Here is a 26,526-nt window from a genome sequence, read left to right as displayed (position 1 = left end):
AGTTCTTGTCAAATCAAAAAATCATGCATTATTATAATTTCTTGTTGGTTCTTATTTGGGGGCTTCTTCCTGCATTTTTAATAGCACAGCACAATAATTCTTTCCAAAAAGTTTATCAAGATAATTGTTTGGTTGGTTTGGTTGATGCTAATTCAAAAGAAATTTTACCTACTCAATTTGATGCTGTAGGAACTCAACCAATTGGTGATGGCTGGCTGGTAACGGCTAAAGATCGGAGACAAGTCCATTATTATTGGTATCAAAATGAACAGGTTACAGCGTTGCCTTATGCTCAAGTAGAACGTTTGAATGATCGCTTGTTTAAGGTAAGCAAAGATGGTGTATATGGTGCTGTAAACACGGATGGTAATGGCGTTTTATTAATTGCTTATCAAGAATTAGCTGCCGCAGGTACAGAGGCTGTCATAACAGTATATGAAGATGCTTATGGGGCAGTAGATGTAGATGGTCAAACTATATTGCCCAATAAATACGACGCATTAAAGTATTGGTCTATGGGCGGTTTTTGGGGGCTAAAAGATGGGGATTATCAATTGTATGATCGCAAAGGTCAAAAAAAAGGAACAACTGTTTGTGATATTGTTCGAGTACCTACGGCTGATTTGCCTGTTTGTGGTGTCCGAAAGAATAAGCAGTGGGGCGTTGTTAATTCAAAAAATGAGTTGATACTGGATTTTGAGTATAAAAATCTGTTGTTACTAGAGGTAGGAATGATTGCTGTATTACAGAAAGACAAAAAGTGGGCGTTGTTGGATTTAGAAGGTCAGCAAGTAGTTGAAAAGACGTATGATTTGGTTTTACCTTCTGTACATGCTCAATATATCAAAGTTGTAGAGGAGAGCCAATTAGGGTTAATGAATGCAGCAGGAAAATTGGTTTTGCCTATTGAGTACCAAAAAATCGATTATATCGGACACAATTGGTTTGCAGTAGAAAAGAAGAGTGGCGAAATCCAGTTATTTAACCTCAAAACTCAAGCGTTTTATAAAAATTCTTTTCAAAAATTCTTAAATGCAGTAGACAACAATAGTTGGAAAGGTTGTTTGGTTCAAGAACAAGATGTGTGGAAATGGTTTGATTTTGAAAGAGGCTTGCAATCTACATTTGCTTTTCAAAATGTTAGCCGAACATCTTCGGGAGTAGTCTTAGTAGAAAATGAAAAACACCAATTGGGCGTTTTTAGCGGAGAAGGAATGCTGCTTTTGCCCATGGAATACCAAGCGATTACTCCTCAGGATGATTTTTTTAAAGTCAAGAAAATTGGTCTAGATTGGTTTTTTGTGAATCGCAATAACAAACGTGTCAATTGCATTCAAGAATAAATTTTAAAGAGCTGTCAATTGGTTATACTAATGTATAAGCAGCAATAAACTAATATAACCAATTGACAAACTAATGTAGAAACCCTTGTCAACTTATCGTTTGATGACAATCTCTATGATCTTAGCCTCTTTGGATACGGCATTAATATCTAAATCATAAGTAGCATGTGGTTCATCAATTCTAAAGGCTAAGTTTCCATAATTGGCAAAGGTTTGCGATTCGATTTCTGATCCGTGTACTTCTAGGTTAGGATATTTATCGAGCAATTCACCAAAAGTATGTCCTAGACCTATGCCATCTTCTGTTTGTGCGAGGGGAGAGGTAATGTAGATCTCTCCAACCAACTCTTGGTCTATAGGATCGGCTAAGAAATAAGCAACAACGCCATTTTCATTATGCTTGATGTTATAGATTTCAAAATCTCCCTCTCCCGTTTGGAGTAAATCCTCTTCTATAATTGCCTTATGTTCTTCAATTGGGCTTCCTGGAAAAACTTGAAGAAAAGCGTTTTCATAAATGATTAAAGGCTGTTCTTTTTTGGGAACCTCTGTTGAAGTAGAAGTTGTGTAAGGAGCTGTTTGTTCTTCTATTGTTTCTAAACTGGTAGTTTTTGTCGTATTATCACAACCAATTAATAAAGCACAAAAGCCGCTAAGAAGTAGAAAAAGTCTTGTTTTATTCATGATTATGATTGTTTTATGGACTAGTTAAGTTCAGGATTAATGTCAGGTATTTTTCCATCATAGGGAATGCGGATGTCTTCGGTAGAGCCATCTTCTTTGGTGCCAACAAAAAGCAATTCTGTATCACCAACTTTCATTTCCTGTAAATTAATATTGATAAAAGGATTGGTACTAATAGGTTGTTCTTTTAGAATCATAGAACCATTTTTATGAATAGAAAAAGACCATTTATTGACGATATGTCCATTGCCATGATCTAGAACAACGTTGTGTAAATAAAGCTCTTGATCTTTGAAGGGAAGATGTTTAACAGCATAGAGTGTGTCCCTACGAATAATATTTCCCTTTTCTTTCATTTTGAGCCGTTTTTGTTCTACACTAACCATACTAAGAAAGTTTTTTTGGTACTGTTCGCCAACTTTAGCAGCGTAAGTGGATGAATTAAGCATTGTATACTTAGCATCAGAAGCTTCCGAATCGTTTGGCTGAGCAGGGTCTGGAATTGCTGTCGATGGAATTGTCGGAGCAGGAGGTGTCGTTTGTGTATTATCGTTAGTACAAGAACAAATAAAAAAAACTCCAAAAGCAATAACGTAAAATAAGTATTTCATAGTCGTATAGGTGTTGTTGATTATTCTTACAATCCTCTTGCAACAATAACCTTGTGCTTGGCGGTTAAGATTAGAAACTGAATTTTGATTATGGGTAGCATAAAAAAAGCCCCGAAGGGCTTCTCTATAAAATGTTGTCTAAAATGGTAAATCATCAGCAAAAGAATCTGCTGGAGGTTCTGCATCTGCAGAAGGAAATGGTACATCAGTAGCAGCAGGAGCCTCTGCACTTTTTTCCAAACGCCAAGCGTTCAAAGAAACAAAATAAACATCTTCTCCTTGCTTATTGGTCCATTTGCGACCACGAACATTGAAATGAACAGAAATTTCTTCGCCAATTTTGTGACTTTCAATATCATCACATTTAGCTTGAGTTAGTTCAAATTTTACCATTTGTGGGTATTGTTCATCTGTTTCAATTACAAATTCACGTTTAGCAAAAGTATCTGTTACTTGTTGCTTGTCCATTATGGCAATGATTTTACCAGTTAGTTTTAATTCTGACATGATTAATATAGGTTATTAAATTATTGAGTATTTTATTTCTAGTAATTTGTTGGCTACAGTACTCTAAATGTTCGTATAGAGTCATTTATACGTAGAAAGACACAAAATGTGTCAAAAAAGCTCACAAAAATACAAAAAAAATAAAATTTTCTGTGTTTTTTGCATTTAAAATACAAAACAATTTGTTTTAGGCAATAACATCTTCTCCACTACTCTCTTCCTGTCCACGCTGCGAATTGATTTTTTCTACTTCTTGATCAATAAAGTATAAACTTTGACCACCCGTTCCAATCAATTTAATTTTGTCAAGGATAGTACGGATTTGGGCTTCTTCCTCTCTTTGTTCAGCAACATACCACTGCAAAAATAAAGTAGTAGAGTGATCGTTTTCTTCGTCAGAGATAGACAAAAGCTCATAAATAGCACTTGTAACCGATTTTTCTTGTTGGTAGACCGCTTGAAAAAGTTCTTGCACAGACTCGTATTCGCCTCTAGGTTTTTCTTGAGCAGAAATAACAGCATGACCATCCATTTCATTAACATAATGAATAATCTTCATCATGTGCATTCTTTCTTCGGCTGATTGGTCATAAAAAAAAGTAGCACAACCATTCAAGCCTTGTCTTTCACACCAAGAAGCCATGGCGAGATAAGATGCAGAAGCATTTCCTTCTAATGCAATTTGTTTATTTAAAGCTTGCAATGTTTTTTCACTAAGCATAGTTGTTTGAATTTTTTGTCTTTAGTTGGCTATCAAATATCCTGATAACAAACCAATAATGTAAAGTAATGCTAATCTCCAAAAGGATTAGTTTACTATTGTAACAGCTAGATTAAATTATTTGTTGCAATAAATCATTTGAATTATAGAGACACAAAAGTACAATAATAATTTAATGATTATGCGTTAATAGGTTCATAATTCGTTGCGCCTTATTATCCAATTCAGGCTGACGAGGTGTAGGCGATATACGTTCTTCTAACCAATCAAAATAAACCGATTCAAATTCTGCCATTTCTTCTGTATTCATCCATTTGAAATCAATGTGAATGTAAACAGGAGCATTCAAAACAATAATATTTCGCAATAGATCACGGAAATCTGAATTTTGGAATCTACTAGGCCAAGTAGGCAATACAATACTAACGGTTAAGGAATAAAAATCACTTTCAGAATGTTGATTTTTGCCTTCTTGTTGTTTGGTTGTAAATTTGATTTTATCATAGATAGGAACATCACTTTTCTTAAAGCTTCGGATGTAATCAATGATATCAAGGAGTTTGTCTTGTGCTTCTAACTCTGTTTTTAGTGCCACGGGGTATTTGGCAATAAAGACGTCATAATTATCCGCCAAAATAATAACATAGTTGTTGTCATCATCTTGTCGAATGGTATAGTTCTCTCGGTAAGTACCAACATTAATAAGTTCATCGCTATAGGCGCGTTGTTGGTCAATTTCACCAAACTCATAACTTTCTAAGATGATACCATCTTGATCATCTGTTAATACAAAACCGTGCTGATCTTGTGCTTGTGGACGAAGCAGGATATGTTCGACAATATGCATTCCCTCAGAGTAGTGATTGAGTTTGTGCAGGTACTTGATTAACTTTTCAATTTCTGTACGAGCTGCCAAGCGAGTAGAGACTTCTCGAATTTTAAAGACACCAAGTTTGCGTTTTCCCTTGTAGTAGATGCTAAAAGACTGCTTTCCTTTGGTTGGTAGCACAATATAATTATGACTTAAAATACCTTGTGCCATCAAATTCTTGATCAGTTCGTTTCTAGAATTGGCACGGAAGACAAAACGTCTACTATAATCAATGGTATCTTCTTCAGATTTATCTTTTGGTGCGTCACTATCCTTTTCTTCCTTGTCAGAATTAGGTATGTCATCATCTTCTTCGTCTTCACCTAGCCCATCTTCCAAAGAATTTCGCAAGCGATCTAGTTCGTCTTTTAGGTCGTCATCCAACTCTTCCTCATCAATTCCAAACGTATTTTGAATTTCATACAAAGCATCTAAATGGATAAAACCTTCCTTGGTATCTTTCGGAACAAAATCAACTACTTTGTCCAACGCATCAAAGAAGTCATCGTCATCATCTTTGCCATCAAAAGGTTCTAACAATGATTGATTGCCAGCTAACTCGATGTTTAATAATAAACTAGCTCTCTTCTTTAGTCCCGAGATATTTGATTCATCCAAAGTTTGACCTAAATAATCAAAGCCTTTACCTTTATTTTTACTAATGTCAACATAATTTTGCAAGAACTCAATTTTAGCATTAATTAGCTCAATTTCAGGATTGGTTTCATCGTCATCGTGACCTACCCCAACATAATTAGAAACTTTTAATAAAAAGTCGGTGCTAAATTGCTCGCCAAAACGCCCTAGCAAATGATCTAGGAAACGATTTCTGCGATCAATAAAAGGATCAAATTTCTTCGTTACTTCCGCAACTTTTTCGTTAAAGAGCTCTAGTGTTCTTTCTTGAGCATCTTCCAAGGAGTAATCTTTGTTTGTCGATGCGATGTGCTCGACTGTTGGATTGAAAATTAAATCAAATACACCAGGAATATGCTTAGGAGTGTTGCTATAATAGGTTCTGTCAATTGATTTATCAATAGAAAAAAGTTTTCGAACATTGGCTAATTGTTCTAAGTAATTGGACAATGTTTGCTCGAAGAAAAACAAGTAACCACGTAGCTGTTTAACCATTGCTACCCGTTCACGAGTAGCTTGTGCGTGATCGGGCAAACCGAGTTCGTTGACTCCATATGTAACAGGAAGCTCATTTTGTAAAGAGTCGTAATGGGCAACTTCTTTTAGGCTAATCGTAGATGGAAAATCCTTTTCATGGTAAAGCATTTTCATTTGATACCCTTTTTTGTAGCGAGCATAGAGCGAATACAACAACTGATTGGCTGTATTCAAATCTAGTTCATAATTTAAGGCACCTCTAAAGAATTGCAAAGGATAGTCACCACCATCGGTATAGCGTTCATCAATGGTATCCATATCCAACACAGGATAGGTGTTTTGACGAATAGGAATGACGTCACTATCGACAGGAATGCCGTTTTTATCAACACGGAAATAGGTAATCCGTCGAACACCCTCTACACCTTGTACGATTTCAATCAGTTTAGAAACATAAACTTCTTGCGTCATGCCTCTTAAATCAGATTTTAAAATCAAACCATGTACAGGAGGAGGACCATCAAACGCTTGATCAACCGTGTAGCCTCTATCCAATAAGTCCTCTAACGTATGAAATTGGATGGATGGATTAAGGTGTTCTTCCAGTCGGAACAAAATTTCAGCTAGTAATTCTTCGGCAACAGCTTCCGAATTAATATCAATGTCTGCAAAAATTTCAATTTTGTCTACATCTAATACTTGAATCGACTCGATGTCTTCACACAAATTTCTATGATGATTATAGAGTGCAAATACCTCTTCTTTGATTCTTCGAATACCTTCTTCTGTACGTGCTGTTTCATCAATTTGTAGCAAAATGCGATAAAGCCCCTTAATCCCTTGCATATTGTCACGAACGGGTTCTACCCAAGCATTTTTGACATATTGTACTCGGTCAATGATTAAGATGCGATAGTCATCTTGAGTAACAGGGTTGGTTGGTAAAATCTCGACTGCATCATAAAATGCATTGTTGATTTCCTCTCGCTTTTTTCTGGATTGAGAATTGAGTAAATTTTGAATAGGGGTCGTCGCACGTTTATTAATTTTTGACATGGTATCACAGAGTTGTTCCATGATGGTAATACCAGGGTCGTGCGTATTGTAATCCGTCCATACATCACCAGAGAGTTGTTGCATAAAATCCAACCAAACTTCTTTTAGTTGTTCTCTCTCTAATGTCTTGGGGATTTGCGTATTTAGATTAAATTGATCTTGCATAGGTGTTTTGTACAAAAGTTGCCGTATGAGTAATTGTTTAAAATGACATAGGTCAAATCGAACAATTTTTGAGCATTTCTAGATGGTATTATAGTAATTCAATACTCCTTGAATTTATCATTCTTTTAATAAACTAGAAAAGTAAGAAATAATTACCAATTATAAATATGAATGGTCAATTGTTTTTGATTTCCTTTAAATTATTTTCAATGTGTTTTTTTATAAAAACGGTGATTCTCTAAGCTTCTATATTGGCTAATATGTGGTACAAATGTTAGAACACCGTGTTCTATGTATTGTGAAGCGCAAGTTGCTAAATAATAACGAGATCTTTCTACAATGCTACTTTAAAAAAACATCAATTTTGTGCTTATAGGTGACTGGTTCAGCCCTACGGTGCTTGATAAACTGTTGTAGGAAAAACAACAAATTTTTGTAGTATTGGGTGGTATTGATTGGAGTATTAACGTTGCTGAAGGGACGGAAGTTATAGTTCTTCTCCACAATATTTGCAAAATTGGGCATCCGCATCATGTCCTTCGCTAAGGCAGGACTTGCAGGCTTGTGTCGATTGGTTGTGGGCATTATTAGAATCAGAAGCAACCAATTCTGCGGAGACAATGCCCGTTGGAACGGCTAAAACACCATAGCCCATTACCATGACCACCGCTGCCAAAAATTGACCAATGGCTGTCGTTGGTGCAATATCTCCATAGCCAACGGTTGTTAAGGTAACAATTGCCCAGTAAATACTACGAGGAATACTTGTAAAGGCAGATCCTTGTCCCCCTTCTACAAAATACATAATAGAGCCTATGACAATAGCCATCATCAAAATAAAGGTAAGAAAAACCGTAATTTTCGCTTGGCTAGCCTTTAATGCTGCGACCAAACTTTTGCTCTCATCTAAAAATTTTGCCAGTTTAAAGATTCTAAAAACACGAATCAAGCGCATGGCTCGAACAGAGGCAAAATATTGAGACCCAGCCAACCCAAAAATAATTTCCAAATAACTAGGGAGAATTGACAATAAATCAATGATACCAAAAAAACTAAAGACATATTTACTGGGTTTGTACACGCAGATCAAGCGCAAGATATATTCTATAGTAAAGTAGATGGTAATCACCCACTCTGCCATGTTGAACCAAGTTCCATAGATATCATTTAAGGAGGCAATACTTTCTAACATTACTAATATAATACTGATGATAATCAAAATCAGTAATGTCACATCGAATAGTTTTCCTAACTTAGTATCTGCCTCAAATATAATTTCGTGCAGTCGATTACGCCAAGGTGCAAAGTTCTCTTTCATGCTTACTTTTTTCAACTTATAAGTAGGAAGTTTTTAGCACGGTTCACTGGCAACAATAGTTCATTGCGTGTATTGTAAACATCTGTAGTAACCAATGGTGTACCAGTAGTCCTTATAAAATATTAGCCAATTGCTCTTTAATTTTATCTGCTTGATTTTTCATCTGAATGACCAAACGTTGAATGGTGGCAGAATTAGCTTTGGAGCCAAGGGTATTGATTTCTCTGCCAATTTCTTGCAAAATAAAATTTAACTTTTTCCCTTTGGCTTTTACCTCCTTTTCTAGTTCTTCTACAAAATAAGCACAATGTTGTTGCAGCCGAACCTTTTCTTCGTTGAGATCAAATTTATCTAAATAATAAATCATCTCTTGTTCCAACCGATTCTCGTCTACCTTACCTTTGACCTGTAATTGCTCTAAACTAGATAGCAACCGAGTTCTAATTTTTTCAATTCTTTCCTCTTCGGCAGGATCAACTTCTTCTAGCAATTGAGCAATATTATCAATGTGAGATTGAATATCTTCTAAGGTCGCATTACCTTCTTCTGCTCTAAAATCATTTAATGCAGTCAAGGCTTCCTCTACTACTTCTAAAATAAGTTCCCATGCATTCTCATCTATTTCGTCATTATTTTGAACAATAACACCAGGTAAGCGAGTAATCGTGTATAACAAATCACCATTACTAATATTATGCACGTCAGCCAACTCCATCAAGTCGGTGTAATAATTATTAAAAGCCTGTTTATTAATAGCATGGTCATTTTCCAGTGTGTTTTCAACTGTCAAAGTTAAGTCAACTTTGCCACGTATTAGGTTGTTATTAATTAGCTTACGCAATTCGATCTCTTTACTTTGATATTGCGTAGATATCCTAGTACGTAAATCAAAACTCTTGCTGTTGATGCTCTTGATTTCTACAACAATACGCTGAGAGGGGGTTGTTTTTTCTGCACGGCCAAAACCCGTCATGGAGTATAACATAGTCTATTGCTTATACTGAAGTTACCCTTAATAATAGCAATCTATATAGATAACCTCAAAGTGAATTCTCGGATGAAATGGATAAAATCAATGATTTGCTAAAAGCAAAATGGTCATTAGCAAACTACCAACCATTGGTATAACATAAAATATTATAAAACTCATGTCCAAAATCTTGATGAAGGCAATTATTTTTTGTCATCTTCATACAAACCAACGTTTGGTAAAAGGCAATTAGAATGGAAAATAGAAAAAATAATGGAGTACTAGACGAACAACGAATAAAAATATTTTTTTTTTCATCAAAAAGCCATTACATTTAAAAACGATTAAAGAGGTTTATGATCAAATAAACTCCAATTGTTCTTTGGCAAATCTATCTTTTGTAGGTTAAGAGTCTAGAAAAGTGTTAGAGGTTGATATACGAGACAAATGATTGTGCCTGTGTATTGATTATTACGTTGATTATAGAATCAAAAAATTGTTAGAGAACTATTTTATTATTACTTCACAAAATTAAGAAAACATGCGATTAAGAGGCATACAATTTATTTATGACAATCAAGGTAGAAAAATTAGTGCAGTAGTGGATCTTCGCCGTTATGAGAAAGAGTTTGCAGTTTTCTTGCAAGAGTTATCAAAAAAGCGATCTGGAGGTACAACTACCAACACGAATCCTGTAATTGGAGACACGACAGATGTTGTTGGGTCGGGAGGCAATAATTCGGGTAGTACCGTGAATGCAAGAAAGCTTAAAATTGATGCATTGTTAAAAACAGCTCGATCTTATTATGGTGTACCTTATCGAACAGGAGGCATTTCTCGTAGTGGAATGGATTGTTCTGGGTTTACACAGACTAGTTTCAAAGCGATAGGGCTAAACTTGCCACGAGTATCTAGAGATCAAGCATTGATTGGACAGTCGGTTGCTAAATCACAATTGCAGCCTGGGGATTTGGTCTTTTTTGCAACGGGTACTCCAGGACGAATCAATCATGTCGGAATTGTAACGGATGCTAGCAATCCTGATGCCATTCGATTTATACATGCTTCTAGTAGTAGGGGGATTATGGAGACATCTATGGGGATTAACTATTGGGTTCGTGCTTACATAAAAGCTAGACGAGTTGTTTAGAGGCAGCTTACAGGGTACGTCTTGAGATTAGAAAACTTTGTGAAATAATATAGATATTGCTAATAATAAAACGAAATAAGATAGTACTGCAAGGAAGGATTAAAAAAATAACTGTGAATCAATTTTTGAATAAAGGAAAAGTTTATCTATTGTTTCTTCTATTGTTTGGCGCTTGTGCTGGTTCGAAAAAGGTAAATTATAAAAACCCTAAAAGTGTTACCCTTGCTTTTTACAAAGCATTGGCAAATAATGACTACGAACGTGCCAAACAGTTGGGAACATCTGAAACCATCAAAGTACTTAGTATGCTTCAAAATCTCCATGATTTATTGCCAGAAGAAGAACAACGAGCAGCAAAGGAAGAAGGAGCATTGCAATTGAAATATCTTAAAAAAGCAACCTGCTTGCTTGGAGAGAAGGGGAGTGAAGAAACAGCAACTTGTCAAGTTTGTTGTGATGAGAATGGTGTTTCCAGTACAGCGCCCTTGACTTTAAGGAAAGAAAATCGTCGGTGGCTAATACACATAACAAAAGAAACGTTAGAGTAGCGTTGATGCTCAATCGCAAAACTGCTTCTTAATGGGTAGAAGTGCTTGCCTATCAAAGCAAGTAAATGAATTGACTACAAACTAAAAAATTCGTCTAACTCAAAATAAGTTAGACGAAGCTTTATCTTAATCTCTAATTCTTTTAAAAGGTAGAGAATTATTTTAGACCACGTTTTTCGTCAGAAACAGTCAATTGCTTACGTCCTTTTTTACGACGGTTAGCCAAAGTCTTACGACCATTTTTTGTACTCATACGTTCACGAAAGCCGTGTTTGTTTTTACGTTTGCGATTCGAAGGTTGAAATGTACGTTTCATTATTCTATTGTATTTTAGATTATTGTCTTATTTCAAAAGCGGGTACAAAGATAGAAATAAAAATTTATTCTGCAAATTTTGCTACTAATCTTTAAAAACTTCAATCGTTTTTTCTTTTAGAATAAGATCGGTAAATTTTCCTTTAAAGCGAGTTGCCTTTACCATATGGTTATCAATCCAATGATAGTTCCCTCCGCGAGGCTTGCCCATTAACAAACTATGGTATTTAAATCCTTCTTTTTCAAGCCATTTTTCAGTTACTTCTCGATGTGCTTCTGTTCTAGACGTAAAAAAACAAATGCGATGTCCTTCATCATACCACTTATTAAGGGTTTCTAATGCATCAGGGAATGGTTTACAGGTAGCCATTCGTTCAGGTTCTTCATTAGGCACATCCTCTGTAATGGTTCCGTCGATGTCAATAAGGTAATTTTTTACGTCTTCGGGCAAAGTAGGACTAATTAAGTTCCCTTCTTCATCTACCAACTTTTTGAGTTGCTTGTCGTCCATGATTGATTTTTTTGATTTTTAATTATTTGAAAATCGAAAGCAATAGAATTAATTCCATCCCTTTTTTGTGCTTGATTTAACTGATGAAGGTGTAAAAATACGGTTATAAAATCAAAAAGCAGCTTGTTTTCAATAAAAATTGAAATCTTAGAACGAACAGTTGATCGCTTTTGAGTACCGAAAAAAGCAAGATTTTAGGTTAATTTTTTATGCTATCTGTTCCATTTTGGATAGGTAATGCAATGTGAATAGAGTCGGGAAGTTTCTTTTCTTCTCTGGGGGAAGGAGCAACGACATCATTTTGGACTTCAAATCTCCATCCAGCTTGTTCTACCAAGAGCTTGATAATTTCCAAGCTTTCGATTCCCTCGGCTCTTGCTTGATCCATTAATGGTCCTTGTGCCGCTTCTTTTTGTAATTTTCGTTTGGCGACCGCCCCAATACTTGTTAACTCTTCCTCTGTAAATGAGTTAAACATCCCTTCTTGAATATCATAATACTTAAGGTCGTGATCAATCGATAAAATTTCAGGAGCAGGGAGGTTTTTGACACGCAAGACTTTATTTTCTGCGTCCACTTCAAATTGAGCCTTTTTTAAGTCATAACCTACCGAGACACGTGCGTTTACTTTGATAATAGCTTTCTTTCTGAGAATAGAAATATCCGACCAATAAGAATCGTTGTACTGATGAATATTGGAGAATTCACCTTCAACTGTAATTAATTTAGCTACTTTTTTGACACGCTCTAACAAAATATGTTGGTTGATATCAGGCATTGGATCCTTAACCTTTTTTGGGGCGCCAAAATAATTGGCATATAAAAATGCACCAACAAGAGCCCCAAATAGGAAAAAGCCAAAAGAATCGATTAATTTCATGTAAGATGATTGTTTTGTTTACGGCAGATTATAAAGAGGTATTAACGTATTCTAAAAATATTCTCTTTAAATAGTTTATTCGATTGTTTATGCCAACCAAATCACTCGTGTTTTGATTAATCCAATAACCATTATTTTTGAGCGAAAGGTTCCATGAATTTTATCTCATAATATAACTTTTCTTTCGTTGATTGGACAAAATCAGGACATAAAATTATCTTTTTTATAAAAAACTCAATCAAGAACGGTAAGATGTTCTATGAAAAAAAGAATGGACAAGTTGCATTTCTTTTGCTTTTCGATTTGTAAGCAGTCGTTCAGAAAAAGTTATACCAACCACGTAGCAGGAATGTAGCTAAAATCTAAGTACTAACTAAAAAATATTTGCATAAGAAAAGGTGGAAGGTTGGTGGTAAACTAGGCATTGTTTTTTTCGAATATTATTCACTTCTTGTAAATTTATTTTTACATTAATGCGAAGCTTATTTTCTCACCACATCAATCAAATAAAATGAATCGATTTACAGGAAAAACAGTTTTTATTACTGGAGCTAGTCGCGGCATAGGTAAAGCTATTGGGCTAAAATTGGCTGCTGAAGGAGCTAATATTGTTATTGCAGCAAAAACAGCTGAACCGCACCCTAAATTGCCAGGAACTATCTATACGGCTGCTGAAGAAATGGAGGCAGCAGGGGGCAAAGCACTGCCTATTGTTGTGGATATACGAAGCGAAGAAATTGTACAGAAAGCTGTGGATAAGGCTGTAGAAACGTTTGGAGGAATTGATATCTTAATCAACAATGCAAGTGCTATTAATTTATCTCCAACAGAGCATGTTAGCATGAAACGTTATGATTTGATGCACTCGGTCAACGCTAGAGGTACTTTTTTGGCGACCAAATTGTGCTTACCACACTTAAAGAAAGGAAATAATCCACACGTTTTAAATTTATCGCCACCTTTAAATATGGACCCCAAATGGTTTGGCAATCACGTCGCTTATACGATGGCAAAATACGGAATGAGTATGTGTGTGTTAGGACACGCAGAAGAATTCAAGGACTATGGCATCGGTGTAAATGCGTTGTGGCCCAGAACGACTATTGATACAGCTGCTGTTCGAAATTTATTGGGTGGAGCAGAAATGGCGGAGCAATCTAGAAAACCTTCTATTATAGCAGATGCTGCTGGATTTATCTTAAGTCGTAATTCCAAAACTTGTACTGGAAACTTTTTTATAGACGACGAAGTACTGGCAGAAGAAGGTATTGTGAATCTTGATGAGTATGCAGTAAATCTGGAAAAAGACTTAATGCCTGATTTTTTTATTTAAAATAAAAAAAAAAGTTAAGGTGTTTGTGATGAGGTATTTAAGTTGATTTTTAGGGATTGGTTGTCTTGTTTTTAATATTTTTTTTCTAACAGGCACACCAAAATAAAATAAAGCAGCATCTACCTTTATACCCACCTATGAACAATGAAAACTAAATCTTGGCAATACACTATTTGTTGGAAAAGAAATGCTCCAATAAATAGTGTGGCCTAAAACCTACTTATGGTTACGGTATTATTGCTTCTCCCAACAAAGTAATAAATAGTAGTTCTGTTGCTTTTGCAACCGCAAGACAAGAACCCACAACCACGCAGTAGTCTGTGATTATTATAACCAACCAACAAAGGCAAATCATCTGAAGTAGAGAGAAGTGTATGACATACACACATCATTCTATTCTGCATTCATACACTGTATTGCCAACGTCTGTATTTTTATACCCAAAAAAGAAGAAGAATTTCTATAGAGCTTAATTCGTATAGACTAGAAATAGAAAACAGGAATAACTTTGAAAATAATAGGATATTAGCGTAAGAAAATTTTGTATTGTCCTATTTATTTACAATTTTTGTGCATCGTGTCAATAATAGACCAACTATTTTGACACAGATAAATATTCAGGGAGAGGTGCCAGAGTGGTTGATCGGGCACGCCTGGAAAGCGTGTGTGCCTTTGCGGGTACCGCGGGTTCGAATCCCGCTCTCTCCGCCATAGAAAAAGAAAAACCAACTTATATGTAAAAGAAAACGTTCTTGAGCATACATTGGTTCCATATTACCTTTATAAATTTACCGTCATATTTCATTACAACTATGAAATGTGATAAGAGTACAAACTAATCTAATTTTTGTTAAAAACTTTCGCAAACCATCGTTACGTTATGAAAAAGGTTTTCGTTTTATTTTTTGCACTTATCTTAAGTGTAGGCACGTACAATAATACTCTTTTAGCTCAAGATGAGCCAGGCGACACTACTACTATGGTAGAGGACACTATGGCTAATGAGCCAGATCTGATTCAAGAGGAGCCAGCTGAAGAGCCAAAAACAATGGCAGAACCAGAAGTGGAAATGTCTTTACACCAAGTTGTTAAAAAGAACTTTATTGATGGTGGTTGGGAATTCATGGCAATCGTATTGATTTGTCTAATTTTAGGTCTTGCTATTGCTATTGAGCGTATCATTACACTAAGTTTGGCAACTGTAAATACGAAAAAATTGATCGCAGAACTAGACAATGCTATTTCTAATGGAAACATTAAAGATGCTCAAGACATCTGTAAAGCTACTCCTGGTCCAACTGCTGAAGTATTGGGACAAGGTTTGAAGCGTGTTGATGATGGCATTGATGCTGTAGAAAAAGCAATTATTTCTAATGGTAGTGTTCAAATGGGACTTTTGGAAAAAGGACTAGTTTGGTTGGCTTTGTTTATCGCATTGGCACCGATGTTAGGATTTATGGGTACAGTACTTGGTATGATTGATGCCTTTGATTCTATCGAGAAAGCAGGTGATATTCAACCTTCTATGGTTGCGGGTGGTATTAAGGTAGCACTTTTGACAACAGTATTTGGTTTGATCACAGCGATTATTCTACAAATTTTCTACAACTATATTACTGCAAAAGTAGATAGTTTGGTTAACTCAATGGAAGATGCTACTATCAGCTTAATCGACATTTTGATTGACAAAGGAAATATATCTACTTCAAAAGTAGGAGAATAATTGTTTTTGATTAACTAATAAAATCTAGAATTATTATGACTGGAGCATATCAGTTTCTCAAAAAATATGGAGTAGCCATCGGATTTGGAACCGGTACTATATTGGCTGTTCTAACGTATGCTATTATATTAGGAGGGTTTCCAGAGTTTACACCTAGCAAAAAGGAGTTGTATAACTTAGGTATCTTCAACTTTGGTTTGTATACTACTTATGCCTTGATTATAGTTGCTTGTGCCTTGGTAGTGTTGTTTTCAATTATCAACGTGGCAAAAAATCCCAAAGGTTCTATCAAAGGGGTAGCTGGATTTGCTGTTTTGGTAGTTATTTTCTTTATCACTTACTCTATGGGAGATGGCTTGTTGACAGAGCAATTGGCTAAAAGTGATCCTATGTTAATACCTATGGAAACAAAGCAAGTTGGAAACACAATGGTAAAAATGCCTGTGGCACTTCAAGAGGGAGTAACAACTTCTCCTGAACTAAAAACAGCAGATGGATTAATTAAATTTAGCTATGTTATGATGTTGCTAGCAATTGTTGCTATGATTTTTGCGGCACTTCGTGATTTAGTAAAACAATCTTAAGCTATGGCTAAAAGAGATATTCCAGAAATCAATGCAGGGTCGATGGCAGATATTGCCTTCTTGTTATTGATCTTCTTTTTGGTAACAACAACTATACAGACGGATTCGGGACTTAGTGTCTTGTTGCCGCCTTATGTAGAGGAGCCGCCGCCACCAGAAAAAAAGAACAAGCGAAATGTATTTGCTGTTCAAATCAATGCTAACAATCAATTGTTGGTACGTGGTCGCCCACTTCCTTTATCTGATATCAAAGAAATTAAAGTTCGTCTAAAGGAATTTATCATGAATAATGGTAAAGACCCCAATGCTTCCGATTCGCCTAAATTAGCGGTGGTAAGTTTGTTGAATGATAATGGAACTTCTTATGAAGCTTATGTAGGTGTTTATGATCAACTAAAAGCAGCTTATAATGAGCTATGGGAAGAATCTGCTCAACGCAAATATGGACGTAGTTACGAAGATTTAGACCGTAAGGAACGCAAATCTATACGAGACGAAATTCCGTTGGTAATTTCAGAAGCAGAACCAACAAGTATATCGACTTAGTTGCGTATGAAATTATAGATTCGTTTGTACATCATATCAAACAAGCATCAAGACCATTTAGGATTGATGCTTGTTTTTAGAACTTCTATCTAGCAATCTTTTGGAATAGTATGACCATTAAAAAGAAGTTCTTATGAAAAAAACGAAGAAAAAAATGGTGCCTGTTGTTAGTGCAGGATCTTTGGCAGACGTTGCTTTTTTATTGTTGATTTTTTTCTTGGTAACAACTACTATCCAAACCGATACAGGGCTAAATGTCTTGTTGCCAGCTTGGACAGAAGACATTGTTAAACAGAATTATGAAAATAGAAATGTATTGTCTGTACATATAAATTTCAAAAATGAATTGATGATAGAAGGTGAAAGAGCTCAATTGAGCGATTTGCAATCTAGAACAGAACAGTTAATTTTGAAAGAAGCCGAATCGCCTAAAAAAGCTATCGTGTCATTACAAAATGATCATGGTACCTCTTACGAAACTTATGTGGCGGTTTACAACGAAATTAAAGCTGGATACAATCATATTTGGGATAATGAATCGCTTCGAAGATTTGGACAACATTATGATGATTTGGATAAAAAATCGCAGGCTGCTGTTCGCAAAAATTACCCTTTGGTGATTTCAGAAGTAGAATCTTCAACTATTGCTATCAACCAATAGTGTAGAATTTAATTAGAAAGTTAACCTTATTGATTATAATATTAAGTTATGTCTAAGTTTAAGAAAAAAGGTAAAAAAGACGCACCAGGTATCACAACTGCCTCTTTGCCAGATATCGTTTTCATGCTATTGTTCTTCTTTATGGTAGTAACAAAAATGAGAGATAGTGAAGTAATGGTAAAAATTCAGGTACCGAATGCTTCTGAACTACAAAAATTAGAAAAAAAATCTTTGGTTACGCATATTTATATCGGTTCGCCAGTAGAGAAATATATTTCTCAGATGGGAACAGCACCTCGTATCCAATTGAACGATCAATTTGCCGATGCTTCGCAAATTCCATTGTTTATTGCCAATGAAAAACAAAAGGTAACACCTGCTAAATTACGTGATAAAATGACTTGCGCTATGCGTGTCGACAAAGGCGTTAAAATGGGTATTGTTACCGATGTAAAAACAGAATTGCGTAAAATTGATTTCCGTAAAGTGAGCTATTTAGCAACCGATTTGGGCGATCAATAAAAATATATCCCAGTAATGGGCACTCTAATCTACTAAGCCATTTTCTTTCAAAAGAAAATGGCTTTTCCTTTTGGTATTAGGAAGTTGTTATCCCTATGCTAAAAGACAAAAAACTTCTTTGGTAGATTCTTATAAAACCAAGATAAAGCTTTATATTTATATTAAATAGTTAGCTGCGCTACTACTTCGTGGTCGTTGATAAACTAACAGGAATGTATTTTTTATCTTTTTGTTAACTAAACTTACGAGCATAGCGAGCGTACGCAATGTAGCAAGTAACTAAGCGATCTCATAAACTGGTCAACAAACTACTAAGTTGAGCAGTTTTTTGAATGTGCTCAATAGATGATTATTTTAGTACCATAACACCTGTTAATGATTATGCGCTTATAAGTATGATTTCATACTTGACTCCCTAATTTTATTTAGATAGGATAGCGTTGTTTCAACCTAAGTAATATGAAAGTTTTTATTTGTTTTCTTATCCTATTAGGCTTATTAAGCTCTTGCGAAATTCCAAAAGCTTTAAACCCATTTGACGACACAGAAGACCTTGTTTATCCAGATACAACGGTTACAATCAATTCTTTGGCACCCCAGATTTGTGAAGTTAAAGTAGAAGATACCGATAGTACATACATTGTTACGTCTTATTGGACCGATAAACTAACGGGAAGAATTATCTACAAGATGGAAGATGCCCCTTATCGAAGAAGCCGTATGCATGGTACTCAATACAAGTATGATGAAGAAGGTGATACCTTGTTGATCGCTCATTTTGAAAATGGTATTCGTATTGATTCTACTGTTTATTATTGGGGGAATGGCAATCCGAAACACAAATTCTTTTATTCTGCTGCCAAAGATGGAAACATTAATTTTGAAATCCAGTATCACGAAAATGGACAACGCAAAACAGATGTTGTTGTTTATGAAGATGGTGTGTTGACAGGAGCTGTCAACTATTATGACGATACCGAAAAAAATGAACGTACCGAAACGTATTATTATAGAGATAATGAATTGATTGGTATTCAAATTTACAACAAAGCATACGAAGAACTTGATCGCAGGAAAGAGTACCTACTTGCAGAGTATAGACAGGACTCAGCGCGTTTAGCAGAGGCTCTGTTAGCAGAAGCGGGGATAGGGGATACAGAGATTCCTGTTTATTATATCGGATCGGAAAAAGATGCCTTGTACGATGTCGGCGAACCTGATGATTGGGATATTATGAAAATTGATCCTGTTTTTATGTTGAAATATAACAATCGCTAAAAGAGAATCCTTTATTTAACTAAATGTTTAGAAAGTTGTTGTTAGTCGCAAGTATAACTTGCGACTAATGATTTTTTAGGAAGATGTGACGCGTAGTTGCTAGCATTGCTCCTAGACCATTGTTTTAATAAATGACGACTTGAAGCGTCTAATCTAAAAAACTCCAGACGGCTTTGGTCCACCCTGCAACGTCATCTTGCATAATATTATCATGCCCTGATTTTTCTAAAATAGTTAACTTTTTCTCTTCACTAACTAAGGCATTAAATATATCATCTACTTCTTGTTGTTTCACTTTAGGGTCCTTTTTCCCATAAATAATCAATGTTGGTATTGTCACTTTCTGGGCATAGGTCAAACTATTGTGTGCTTTAAAGTCCATGTTATTTTGAATACCTCCCCAAAAAAGAAGCAACTCAGGTAGAATGAAAGTAGGAATTTTCATATTTTCAAATCGATTGTATACTGCATCAGAAAGCGAACGAAAAGGACATTCTAAAATCAATGCTTCGGCATTTAATTGATAGTCATGTACCGCTTTTAGAATGCTTACTGCTCCCATCGATACGCCCAAGAAACTAATTGGCAAATCTTCGTAATATCGTCTAATGTATTGATAAGCAGTATACACATCTTGAGCTTCATGATAGCCAATTGATGTCTGAAATCCTTCAGAGTCGCCATGTCCTCTAGCATCTACCAAAAAAGTATGGTAACCTAGTTTTCGAAGTACCTTGGCACGTTCCAATAGAGAAGATTTAGAGACACTGTATCCATGAAAAAGAATCATGACTCCTTTGGGAGTTTGTGTGGTTAAAAGCATCCAAGCATGAAGTTGAGGTTGACTGCCCAAAGTAACGGCTTGATAAGTGCTATCGGGAAGTGTTTTGTTACGGGGTTTAGGAATTTCTACCCCATAAATGCCTAATTTTATTTTATCCATTAGAGATTTATTATCTAGGGTGGCGGTCGTAACTTTGGGTAAATCTTTGTCTACAAAATGTGTAAAATAATAAGCATGATTGTACAATACAAAGTTAGAACTGATGAAAACAAATATAGACAAATACACTAGGCGTTTGAGCCATTTGCTAAAACTGAATTTCATAAATCATTGAGTCTTGTGATTAAGTAATCGTTCAAAAAAAATAACAAGTACCACGCAGTAGCAGCGTAGCTAAAACAGCCTTCTTTTTGCGCTACTCTTCATCAGAAAAACTTGTCTTAGCTCGCTAAGCCTTCCTTTTTCTTCTTTGATTCGCAAAAAATAATCCCATTTTTTGTTCTTATTTTTTCTGACCACTTACTTATAAAGAAATACAAAGTAATAATACTCTGTTGATTTTTTAGCTTTTTATAGAAAAACATAAATAAGCATCTTGTATTAGTGCTACTACGTAGTACTTTGTGAGGGGGGGGCTGGTGATTATCAGTTTTTTAGGTTTAAAATAAGTAAGAGTGCATTTTACGGATAATTAAGCTGATATGATTTTGTGATGGAATTATAAAGTAAGAAAAAGAGATTCAAATATTGGGAGATTTTAAAATTTGTGGAATCTCTGACAAATAATTATCACTTTGAAGCGATTTTCTATGAATAACTCACATTATAATTAGTATTTTTAAGGTTGAATGACTTAGCCATAAGTATCCCTAAAAGTGGGGAGCAACAGTTGAGTTATATCGAGTTGATTATTAATAATATAGTTTATAATAAATGATCACTCTAAAAAAGTAAGTGTTTTCAGCAAACGATTACTTAAATATCCGAAATGAACAATAAAACGAAATTTTAAATTATTATGTCAAATAAAAATCAAGCTTTTATAGTAGAGGGAGGACACAAGTTAAGTGGTGAAATAACACCTCAAGGTGCTAAAAATGAAGCCTTACAGGTGATTTGTGCTACGTTATTAACACGAGAGAAAGTAACATTAACCAACTTGCCGAATATAAAAGATGTGGTGATGTTAATTGATTTATTAAAAGGCTTAGGTGTTGTCGTTAATAAGGTTGATAACAATAGTTACACCTTTGAGGCAAAAGAAATTGATTTAGACTATTTGAAGAGTGTAGAATATGTACAAAAAGCAAGCAAAATAAGAGGTTCTGTGATGCTTTTAGGACCTTTGTTGGCTCGCTATGGAGAGGCTGTTTTACCGCAACCAGGTGGAGATAAAATTGGTCGCCGTCGATTGGATACGCACTTGTTGGGATTACAAAAACTAGGAGCAGCGTTTAATTATAATATTGATAAAAACATGTACTCCATCAAAGCGACCGAACTCAAAGGAAGCTATATCTTGATGGATGAAATTTCTGTAACTGGTACTGCCAATACCTTGATGGCTGCTGTAATGGCAAAAGGGATGACGACTATTTATAATGCTGCTTGCGAGCCTTACCTACAACAGTTGTGCAAAATGTTAAATGGAATGGGCGCAAGAATAACAGGTGTTGGCTCTAATAAATTAACCATAGAAGGTGTTGGTCAAATGTTTGGAACAGGGCATCGCTTGTTGCCTGATATGATTGAAATTGGTAGTTTTTTGGGAATGGCTGCCATGACTCAATCTGAATTGACCATTAAAAATGTCCGAGCCGATGCTTTAGGAAATATTTTGCCTGTTTATCGTCGTATGGGAATACAATTTGAAATTATTGGCGATGATATTTATGTGCCAGCGCAAGAATTATACGAAATTCAAACCTTTATAGATGGCTCTATTATGACAGTGTATGATGCGCCATGGCCTGGTTTCCCGCCTGACTTAATGAGTATTTTACTGGTTGTTGCCACACAAGCAAGAGGAAGTGTTCTGATCCATCAGAAAATGTTTGAAAGCCGATTGTTTTTTGTTGACAAGCTGATAGATATGGGAGCACAGGTTATTTTGTGTGATCCACATCGAGCTAATATTATTGGATTGGGTAGGCAATATCCTTTGAGAGGAATAACAATGACCTCACCCGATATTCGTGCAGGGGTGTCTTTATTGATTGCTGCCATGTCGGCGAAGGGAACTAGTAAAATATTGCAAATCAATCAAATTGATAGAGGATACGAGCGTATTGATGAGCGCTTAAATGCATTGGGTGCTAAGATTAAGCGAGTAGACCTTTAACTCAAACTTAATATGAAAAGGACAAAAAGTAGAGGAGTATTTTATACTTTTGTAAAGTTCAATAAGCATTGTTTTCTAGAAATTAATACATTTTTAAAATAAATACATGTTTATTGTTTATTAATTCCTATAGATCATTTTAGAAGTTCATTTTTTTTATTAAATTAGTTGCCTTTTCAAAAGGATAAAGCTTTTTTTCTTTTGATAGAAAAAGCTTTAAAAGAAAGGAATAATAGGCTACCTATCGAGAAAGAAGAAGTATTATAATAACCTAACTCTAACAAAATAGATTCTATATTGTTTCGAATTTTTTCAATTTTTTAGGGATTTTATCAAAAAAAAACGACAAACCTTAAAGGATTAAGGAAAAGGAGTTCTTTATTATTAAATAATTCTTTATCTTACAATGTTATCTTTTAATAGATGTATTTTCATAACCCCGAGACATTCAGTTAATTTAAGACAGCTATGCAAGGAGTAGAAACCCTCAATATACAAGCCCCTTATACTGGGCTTCGCTCGTTTGAGCCATCCGACCGTTCATTCTTTTTTGGTAGAGAACGTCAACTAGATGAATTGTTACGCAAACTTCGCTCTAATCGTTTTTTGGCAGTAGTAGGTAGCAATGGGAATGGAAAATCTTCATTTATTAAGGCAATGTTGATTCCTCGCTTGAAGGAGGGATTTAATGGGCAAGCAGGAGCTGCTTGGCGCATTGCTACGTGTACTCCTGGCAACAATCCATTGGAAAACCTTAGTCGCCAGCTGGCACAGCGAAATGTGTTGCATGGAGACGAAATGATGGACCCTAGTTATCCTGCAAAAATTGAGGGAATGCTCCGAAATGGCAGTTTGGGAATCGTTGAGGCTTTCAAAAAATCTACGATCAGCCGAGGAGAAAACTTAATGATAGTTGTCGATCAATTTGAGGAAATATTCAACTTTAGTAAAAAAAATAAGAGAAACGAAGAGGATGCAGCTACTTTTGTCAATTTGTTACTGAATGCAAGTAGACAAAAAGAGGCTCCTATTTATATCGTTTTGACAATGCGCTCCAATCATATTGGTGATTGTGCCGAATTTAGAGGCTTGGCAGAGGCAATTAACGATGGTCAGTTTTTGATTCCAAGGGTAAAACCAGAAGATCTTAAACGTATTATTGTTAATCCTATTCAACACGATCGTGCGGTTAAAATCACAGGAGTACGAGCAGAAATAGATGATGCTGTTGTCAAGGCAATTATCAACGATTTAGGTAAAAATACAGACGAGTTAGCCACGTTGCAACATACGATGTTGCGTATGTGGAATTACTGGTTAGATAAAGAACAAAATACAGAAGTCGCTATTGCTATGTCGCACTACAAAGGTGTGGGAACCATCAAAGGGGCAATGGCGAGACATGCTGAAGAAGCATATTCTGACTTGGATACAGAAGAAAAACGCATCATTTGTGAACGTATTTTTAGAGCAATGGTAGAAAAAGCTCCTGATGGAAGTGCTTCTAGCCGTGCGGTGACTGTTCGGGAAATGATGGAAATAACCGAACGTTCTATGCGTGAGGTACGCTTGGTGATTTATACCTTTAGCCAGTCTGGACGACGTTTTCTAAATGCACCACCTGTTGCAGAAATAGATGAGGATAGTGTTATTAGCATTGCGCATGATAGTTTAATTAAACGTTGGACTCGTCTAAAAGGGTGGGCAAATGAAGAAGCTGAAGCAGCAGAAATGTATGGTCGCTTGTGTTCTGCGGCTGCTTTGTACCACGATGGGAAAGGGAGTTTGTGGACGAACCCAGAATTAATTATGGGGTTGAAGTGGTTCAATCCAGAAGAATATGATGAAGATTATTCTTGGAGACTGCCCCCCAACAAAGGTTGGTCAAAACGATATGAAAATCCTGAAATTGATTATGATCGAGCAATTGAATTTTTGACACTTAGTCATGAAGATGATGTCGCTGCTACCAATAGAGATCGTGAAGTTGAAGAGCGCAAAGATACTAAACGAAAACGATGGAGTGCCATTGGGGTAGGGGTTGTCTTGTTTTGTATTGGAATGATGTTGTGGGCACTTTATTCTGCTGCGTTGGCGCATCGAAGCCAACGAGTAGCTAATGCCAATGAAAGAGAATCTTTACGTCAAACTTATTTGGCCGAATTAAGTAAGGAGGAAGCAAGTCGCCAAGAGTTTTATGCTGATTTGAGTGCTAAAAAAGCACTGCAAGAAAAATCTAGAGCAGAGGCTGCTAACTTAACAGCAATGGAGGCAGCTCGTATTGCAGAAGCTAGAGCCAGACAAGCAAAGGATGCTGAAAGAGATGCTAAGCGAAAAGCGGAAGAGGCTCGTTTGGCTAAAGAAGATGCATTGCGTAGCAAAGATATTGCAATAGCACAAACAGAAGTAGCCAACAAGGAGAAAGCAAATGCTATTCGCCAAAAAGAAATTGCATTGGGAATCAAAGGTCTTTCTATGGCACAAAGTATTGCGGTTAAATCGACAAAAGAAGAAAATGAAGATATCCAAGGGCTTTTGGCTAAAGAGGCATATGACTTAAATTCTGCAAGTGGTGGAGAAGATAAAGATGCTTTTGTGTACGATGCTATTTATAAGGCATTGAACCGCTTGGAAGAAGTCAACAAAAATAACCCTAATTTTAATGGATTGGATCAAGCACCAGACGGTAGAAGCAGAGTTGGTCGTATTCGTAACATCAAAGTTGCAGGAAACGATGGGCATATCTACACGGTTGGTTCTGATGGATTGTTGTTAAAATGGAAATTTGATATTTATGGTAGCAAAGCTGCTCGCAAAGATAAATCAAACAAACCAGAAATACTTTCTAGTAATACAGCAGTGGCGAGAACATTAGATATTAGTCCTGATGGCAAACAACTAGCTAGAGCTGGTGATGGAGATAAAGTACTTATTACAGATGCGAAGTCTGGACAAATTGTAAATGAGTTAGATGCGCACAAAGGACGCCGTATCTGGGCGTTAAAATATACGCCTAATGGCAAAGCTATTATTACGGCAGGCGATGATGGATCTGGCGGAACAGCTGTAAATTATACCAATATGGATGGTGCAACTTCACCTATTATTGGAAAAACGCCTTATCGATTAACATCTTTGGATGTTTCTAGTAATGGAGAGTACTTGGCAGGTGTTGGAAAATCATCTGAAGTATGGATTTGGAATTTAAAAAATCAACGTCGTGAATTTTTGTTGAATGATCCTAGAAGCGAAAAACATGCTACGGCTGTTGCATTCAATCCTATCGGTCGTTTTGTTGCGATTGGATACCAAGATGGAACGTTGATGATTTGGGATATGAACAAAGTGAATGAGGACCCGACTTATTTGCCTGAAAAATTCTTGCAACACGGTTCTTCTATCTCTGATGTTGAGTTTAGTAAAGATGGTACTCTATTGATTGTAGGTAGCTTGGATAAGTCTGCAACACTTTGGACTATCCGTGATGAAAAATATCGTGGTTATGGCGACTCAAAAGAGTTTCCTTATTTAGGAGCACAGTACAACCCTATTAAATTGACAGATCATACGGATTGGGTTACTTCAGTAGCATTTAGCAATGATGGAACAAAAGTTATTACAGGAACCGCCAATGGTCATTTAAAATTATGGGAGGTTGATATGACCCTATATGCTGATCAAATTTGTGATATTGTTCGCCAGAATTTAAGTGATAAAAGTTGGAGAAGATACATCGGAACAGATGACCCTACTGGAAGAACACTTTATATTGAAACTCCAAATGGCGGACGTCGAATTCCATTCTCTACTTGTGGAGAAATGGTTCCCCAAATGAGAGAGGCTCGAAAGTTAGAAGAAGCAGATAACCAATAGAAGAAGAGCGGAGTCAGAGGTTCATAAATCTTTGACTCTGTTTTTTTATGGGATAACTAATGAGAGGGGAGAGGACAACGATAAAAGAAACCCAAATGCCGAACTAGCGATCTCTAAG

The 26,526-nt window shown here is 35.9% G+C and carries 23 protein-coding genes and 1 tRNA gene; 13 read left to right on the top strand and 11 right to left on the bottom strand.

Features of this window, described 5'->3' with window-relative positions; genetic code table 11:
• Positions 1-23: 23 nt before the first annotated feature.
• The gene (locus tag CG11_RS12755; protein WP_052596761.1) at positions 24-1,343 is read left to right on the top strand and encodes a WG repeat-containing protein; all 1,320 of its coding nucleotides are present in this window, start codon (positions 24-26) and stop codon (positions 1,341-1,343) included.
• A gap of 93 nt (positions 1,344-1,436) precedes the next feature.
• Here CG11_RS12755 and CG11_RS12750 read toward each other — a convergent pair whose 3' ends face one another.
• The 7 genes from CG11_RS12750 to CG11_RS12720 all read right to left on the bottom strand — a co-directional run bounded on the left by CG11_RS12750 (position 1,437) and on the right by CG11_RS12720 (position 9,374).
• On the bottom strand, positions 1,437-2,027 hold the full coding sequence (locus tag CG11_RS12750) for a hypothetical protein (RefSeq protein WP_052596759.1): 591 nt from the start codon (positions 2,025-2,027) through the stop codon (positions 1,437-1,439).
• 20 nt (positions 2,028-2,047) lie between these two features.
• Positions 2,048-2,638 (bottom strand): hypothetical protein, encoded by a 591-nt coding sequence (locus tag CG11_RS12745; RefSeq protein ID WP_052596757.1) that lies wholly within the window; start codon positions 2,636-2,638, stop codon positions 2,048-2,050.
• A gap of 138 nt (positions 2,639-2,776) precedes the next feature.
• Positions 2,777-3,145: a DUF3127 domain-containing protein gene (locus CG11_RS12740; RefSeq protein ID WP_063833095.1), complete on the bottom strand. Its 369-nt coding sequence runs from the start codon at positions 3,143-3,145 to the stop codon at positions 2,777-2,779.
• Between the two features lie 187 nt (positions 3,146-3,332).
• The gene (locus CG11_RS12735) at positions 3,333-3,866 is read right to left on the bottom strand and encodes a ferritin (RefSeq protein WP_052596755.1); all 534 of its coding nucleotides are present in this window, start codon (positions 3,864-3,866) and stop codon (positions 3,333-3,335) included.
• A 172-nt stretch (positions 3,867-4,038) separates the two neighbouring features.
• Positions 4,039-7,071 (bottom strand): hypothetical protein, encoded by a 3,033-nt coding sequence (locus CG11_RS12730; protein ID WP_052596752.1) that lies wholly within the window; start codon positions 7,069-7,071, stop codon positions 4,039-4,041.
• A 487-nt stretch (positions 7,072-7,558) separates the two neighbouring features.
• Positions 7,559-8,389: an ion transporter gene (locus CG11_RS12725; RefSeq protein WP_156039758.1), complete on the bottom strand. Its 831-nt coding sequence runs from the start codon at positions 8,387-8,389 to the stop codon at positions 7,559-7,561.
• 112 nt (positions 8,390-8,501) lie between these two features.
• Entirely contained in the window at positions 8,502-9,374 is an 873-nt protein-coding gene (locus CG11_RS12720; protein WP_231512791.1) for a YicC/YloC family endoribonuclease, read from the bottom strand.
• 526 nt (positions 9,375-9,900) lie between these two features.
• Between CG11_RS12720 and CG11_RS12715 the strand changes: the two genes are divergently transcribed.
• Both CG11_RS12715 and CG11_RS12710 read left to right on the top strand, forming a co-directional pair.
• Positions 9,901-10,509, top strand: a complete 609-nt coding sequence (locus tag CG11_RS12715) for a C40 family peptidase (protein WP_052596746.1) — start codon at positions 9,901-9,903, stop codon at positions 10,507-10,509.
• Positions 10,510-10,622: 113 nt separating this feature from the next.
• Entirely contained in the window at positions 10,623-11,057 is a 435-nt protein-coding gene (locus tag CG11_RS12710; RefSeq protein WP_052596743.1) for a DUF4878 domain-containing protein, read from the top strand.
• A gap of 157 nt (positions 11,058-11,214) precedes the next feature.
• Here the strand turns inward: CG11_RS12710 and rpmH are convergent, their stop codons facing one another.
• From rpmH to CG11_RS12695, 3 genes are all read right to left on the bottom strand, one after another.
• Positions 11,215-11,373: a 50S ribosomal protein L34 gene (gene rpmH, locus CG11_RS12705; protein ID WP_052596739.1), complete on the bottom strand. Its 159-nt coding sequence runs from the start codon at positions 11,371-11,373 to the stop codon at positions 11,215-11,217.
• 84 nt (positions 11,374-11,457) lie between these two features.
• A complete protein-coding gene (locus CG11_RS12700) occupies positions 11,458-11,883 on the bottom strand; it encodes a phosphoheptose isomerase (protein WP_052596737.1) in 426 nt (141 codons plus the stop codon).
• 199 nt (positions 11,884-12,082) lie between these two features.
• Positions 12,083-12,763 carry a DUF4230 domain-containing protein gene (locus tag CG11_RS12695; RefSeq protein WP_052596735.1) on the bottom strand — a complete coding sequence of 227 codons (681 nt, stop codon included), beginning with the start codon at positions 12,761-12,763 and terminating at the stop codon, positions 12,083-12,085.
• 511 nt (positions 12,764-13,274) lie between these two features.
• Here CG11_RS12695 and CG11_RS12690 point away from each other — a divergent pair.
• The 8 genes from CG11_RS12690 (at position 13,275) to CG11_RS12655 (ending at position 19,410) form a co-directional block, all read left to right on the top strand.
• Positions 13,275-14,096 carry an NAD(P)-dependent oxidoreductase gene (locus tag CG11_RS12690; protein WP_052596733.1) on the top strand — a complete coding sequence of 274 codons (822 nt, stop codon included), beginning with the start codon at positions 13,275-13,277 and terminating at the stop codon, positions 14,094-14,096.
• 621 nt (positions 14,097-14,717) lie between these two features.
• Positions 14,718-14,807, top strand: a tRNA-Ser gene (locus tag CG11_RS12685).
• A 169-nt stretch (positions 14,808-14,976) separates the two neighbouring features.
• Positions 14,977-15,819 carry a MotA/TolQ/ExbB proton channel family protein gene (locus CG11_RS12680; RefSeq protein ID WP_052596730.1) on the top strand — a complete coding sequence of 281 codons (843 nt, stop codon included), beginning with the start codon at positions 14,977-14,979 and terminating at the stop codon, positions 15,817-15,819.
• A gap of 35 nt (positions 15,820-15,854) precedes the next feature.
• Positions 15,855-16,403, top strand: coding sequence for a hypothetical protein (locus tag CG11_RS12675; RefSeq protein ID WP_052596728.1), 549 nt, complete (start codon positions 15,855-15,857; stop codon positions 16,401-16,403).
• A gap of 3 nt (positions 16,404-16,406) precedes the next feature.
• Complete coding sequence (locus tag CG11_RS12670; protein ID WP_052596726.1) at positions 16,407-16,949, top strand: biopolymer transporter ExbD; 543 nt, start codon at positions 16,407-16,409, stop codon at positions 16,947-16,949.
• Positions 16,950-17,082: 133 nt separating this feature from the next.
• Complete coding sequence (locus tag CG11_RS12665; protein WP_052596721.1) at positions 17,083-17,610, top strand: biopolymer transporter ExbD; 528 nt, start codon at positions 17,083-17,085, stop codon at positions 17,608-17,610.
• A 48-nt stretch (positions 17,611-17,658) separates the two neighbouring features.
• Positions 17,659-18,132 carry a biopolymer transporter ExbD gene (locus CG11_RS12660; RefSeq protein WP_052596719.1) on the top strand — a complete coding sequence of 158 codons (474 nt, stop codon included), beginning with the start codon at positions 17,659-17,661 and terminating at the stop codon, positions 18,130-18,132.
• A 459-nt stretch (positions 18,133-18,591) separates the two neighbouring features.
• Positions 18,592-19,410, top strand: coding sequence for a toxin-antitoxin system YwqK family antitoxin (locus CG11_RS12655; protein ID WP_052596717.1), 819 nt, complete (start codon positions 18,592-18,594; stop codon positions 19,408-19,410).
• 148 nt (positions 19,411-19,558) lie between these two features.
• On the opposite strand, the gene CG11_RS12650 is transcribed toward CG11_RS12655, so the two are convergent.
• Positions 19,559-20,518, bottom strand: coding sequence for an alpha/beta hydrolase (locus CG11_RS12650; protein ID WP_052596715.1), 960 nt, complete (start codon positions 20,516-20,518; stop codon positions 19,559-19,561).
• 694 nt (positions 20,519-21,212) lie between these two features.
• Here CG11_RS12650 and murA point away from each other — a divergent pair.
• Positions 21,213-22,535 carry a UDP-N-acetylglucosamine 1-carboxyvinyltransferase gene (murA, locus tag CG11_RS12645; protein WP_052596713.1) on the top strand — a complete coding sequence of 441 codons (1,323 nt, stop codon included), beginning with the start codon at positions 21,213-21,215 and terminating at the stop codon, positions 22,533-22,535.
• Between the two features lie 468 nt (positions 22,536-23,003).
• Positions 23,004-26,408: a hypothetical protein gene (locus CG11_RS12640; RefSeq protein ID WP_052596711.1), complete on the top strand. Its 3,405-nt coding sequence runs from the start codon at positions 23,004-23,006 to the stop codon at positions 26,406-26,408.
• Positions 26,409-26,526: the final 118 nt, after the last annotated feature.

It is taken from the genome of Aureispira sp. CCB-QB1 (assembly GCF_000724545.1).
GTDB lineage: Bacteria > Bacteroidota > Bacteroidia > Chitinophagales > Saprospiraceae > Aureispira.
Note: the sequence above shows the minus strand (reverse complement) of the source record. Positions and strands in the feature narration are given on the sequence as shown.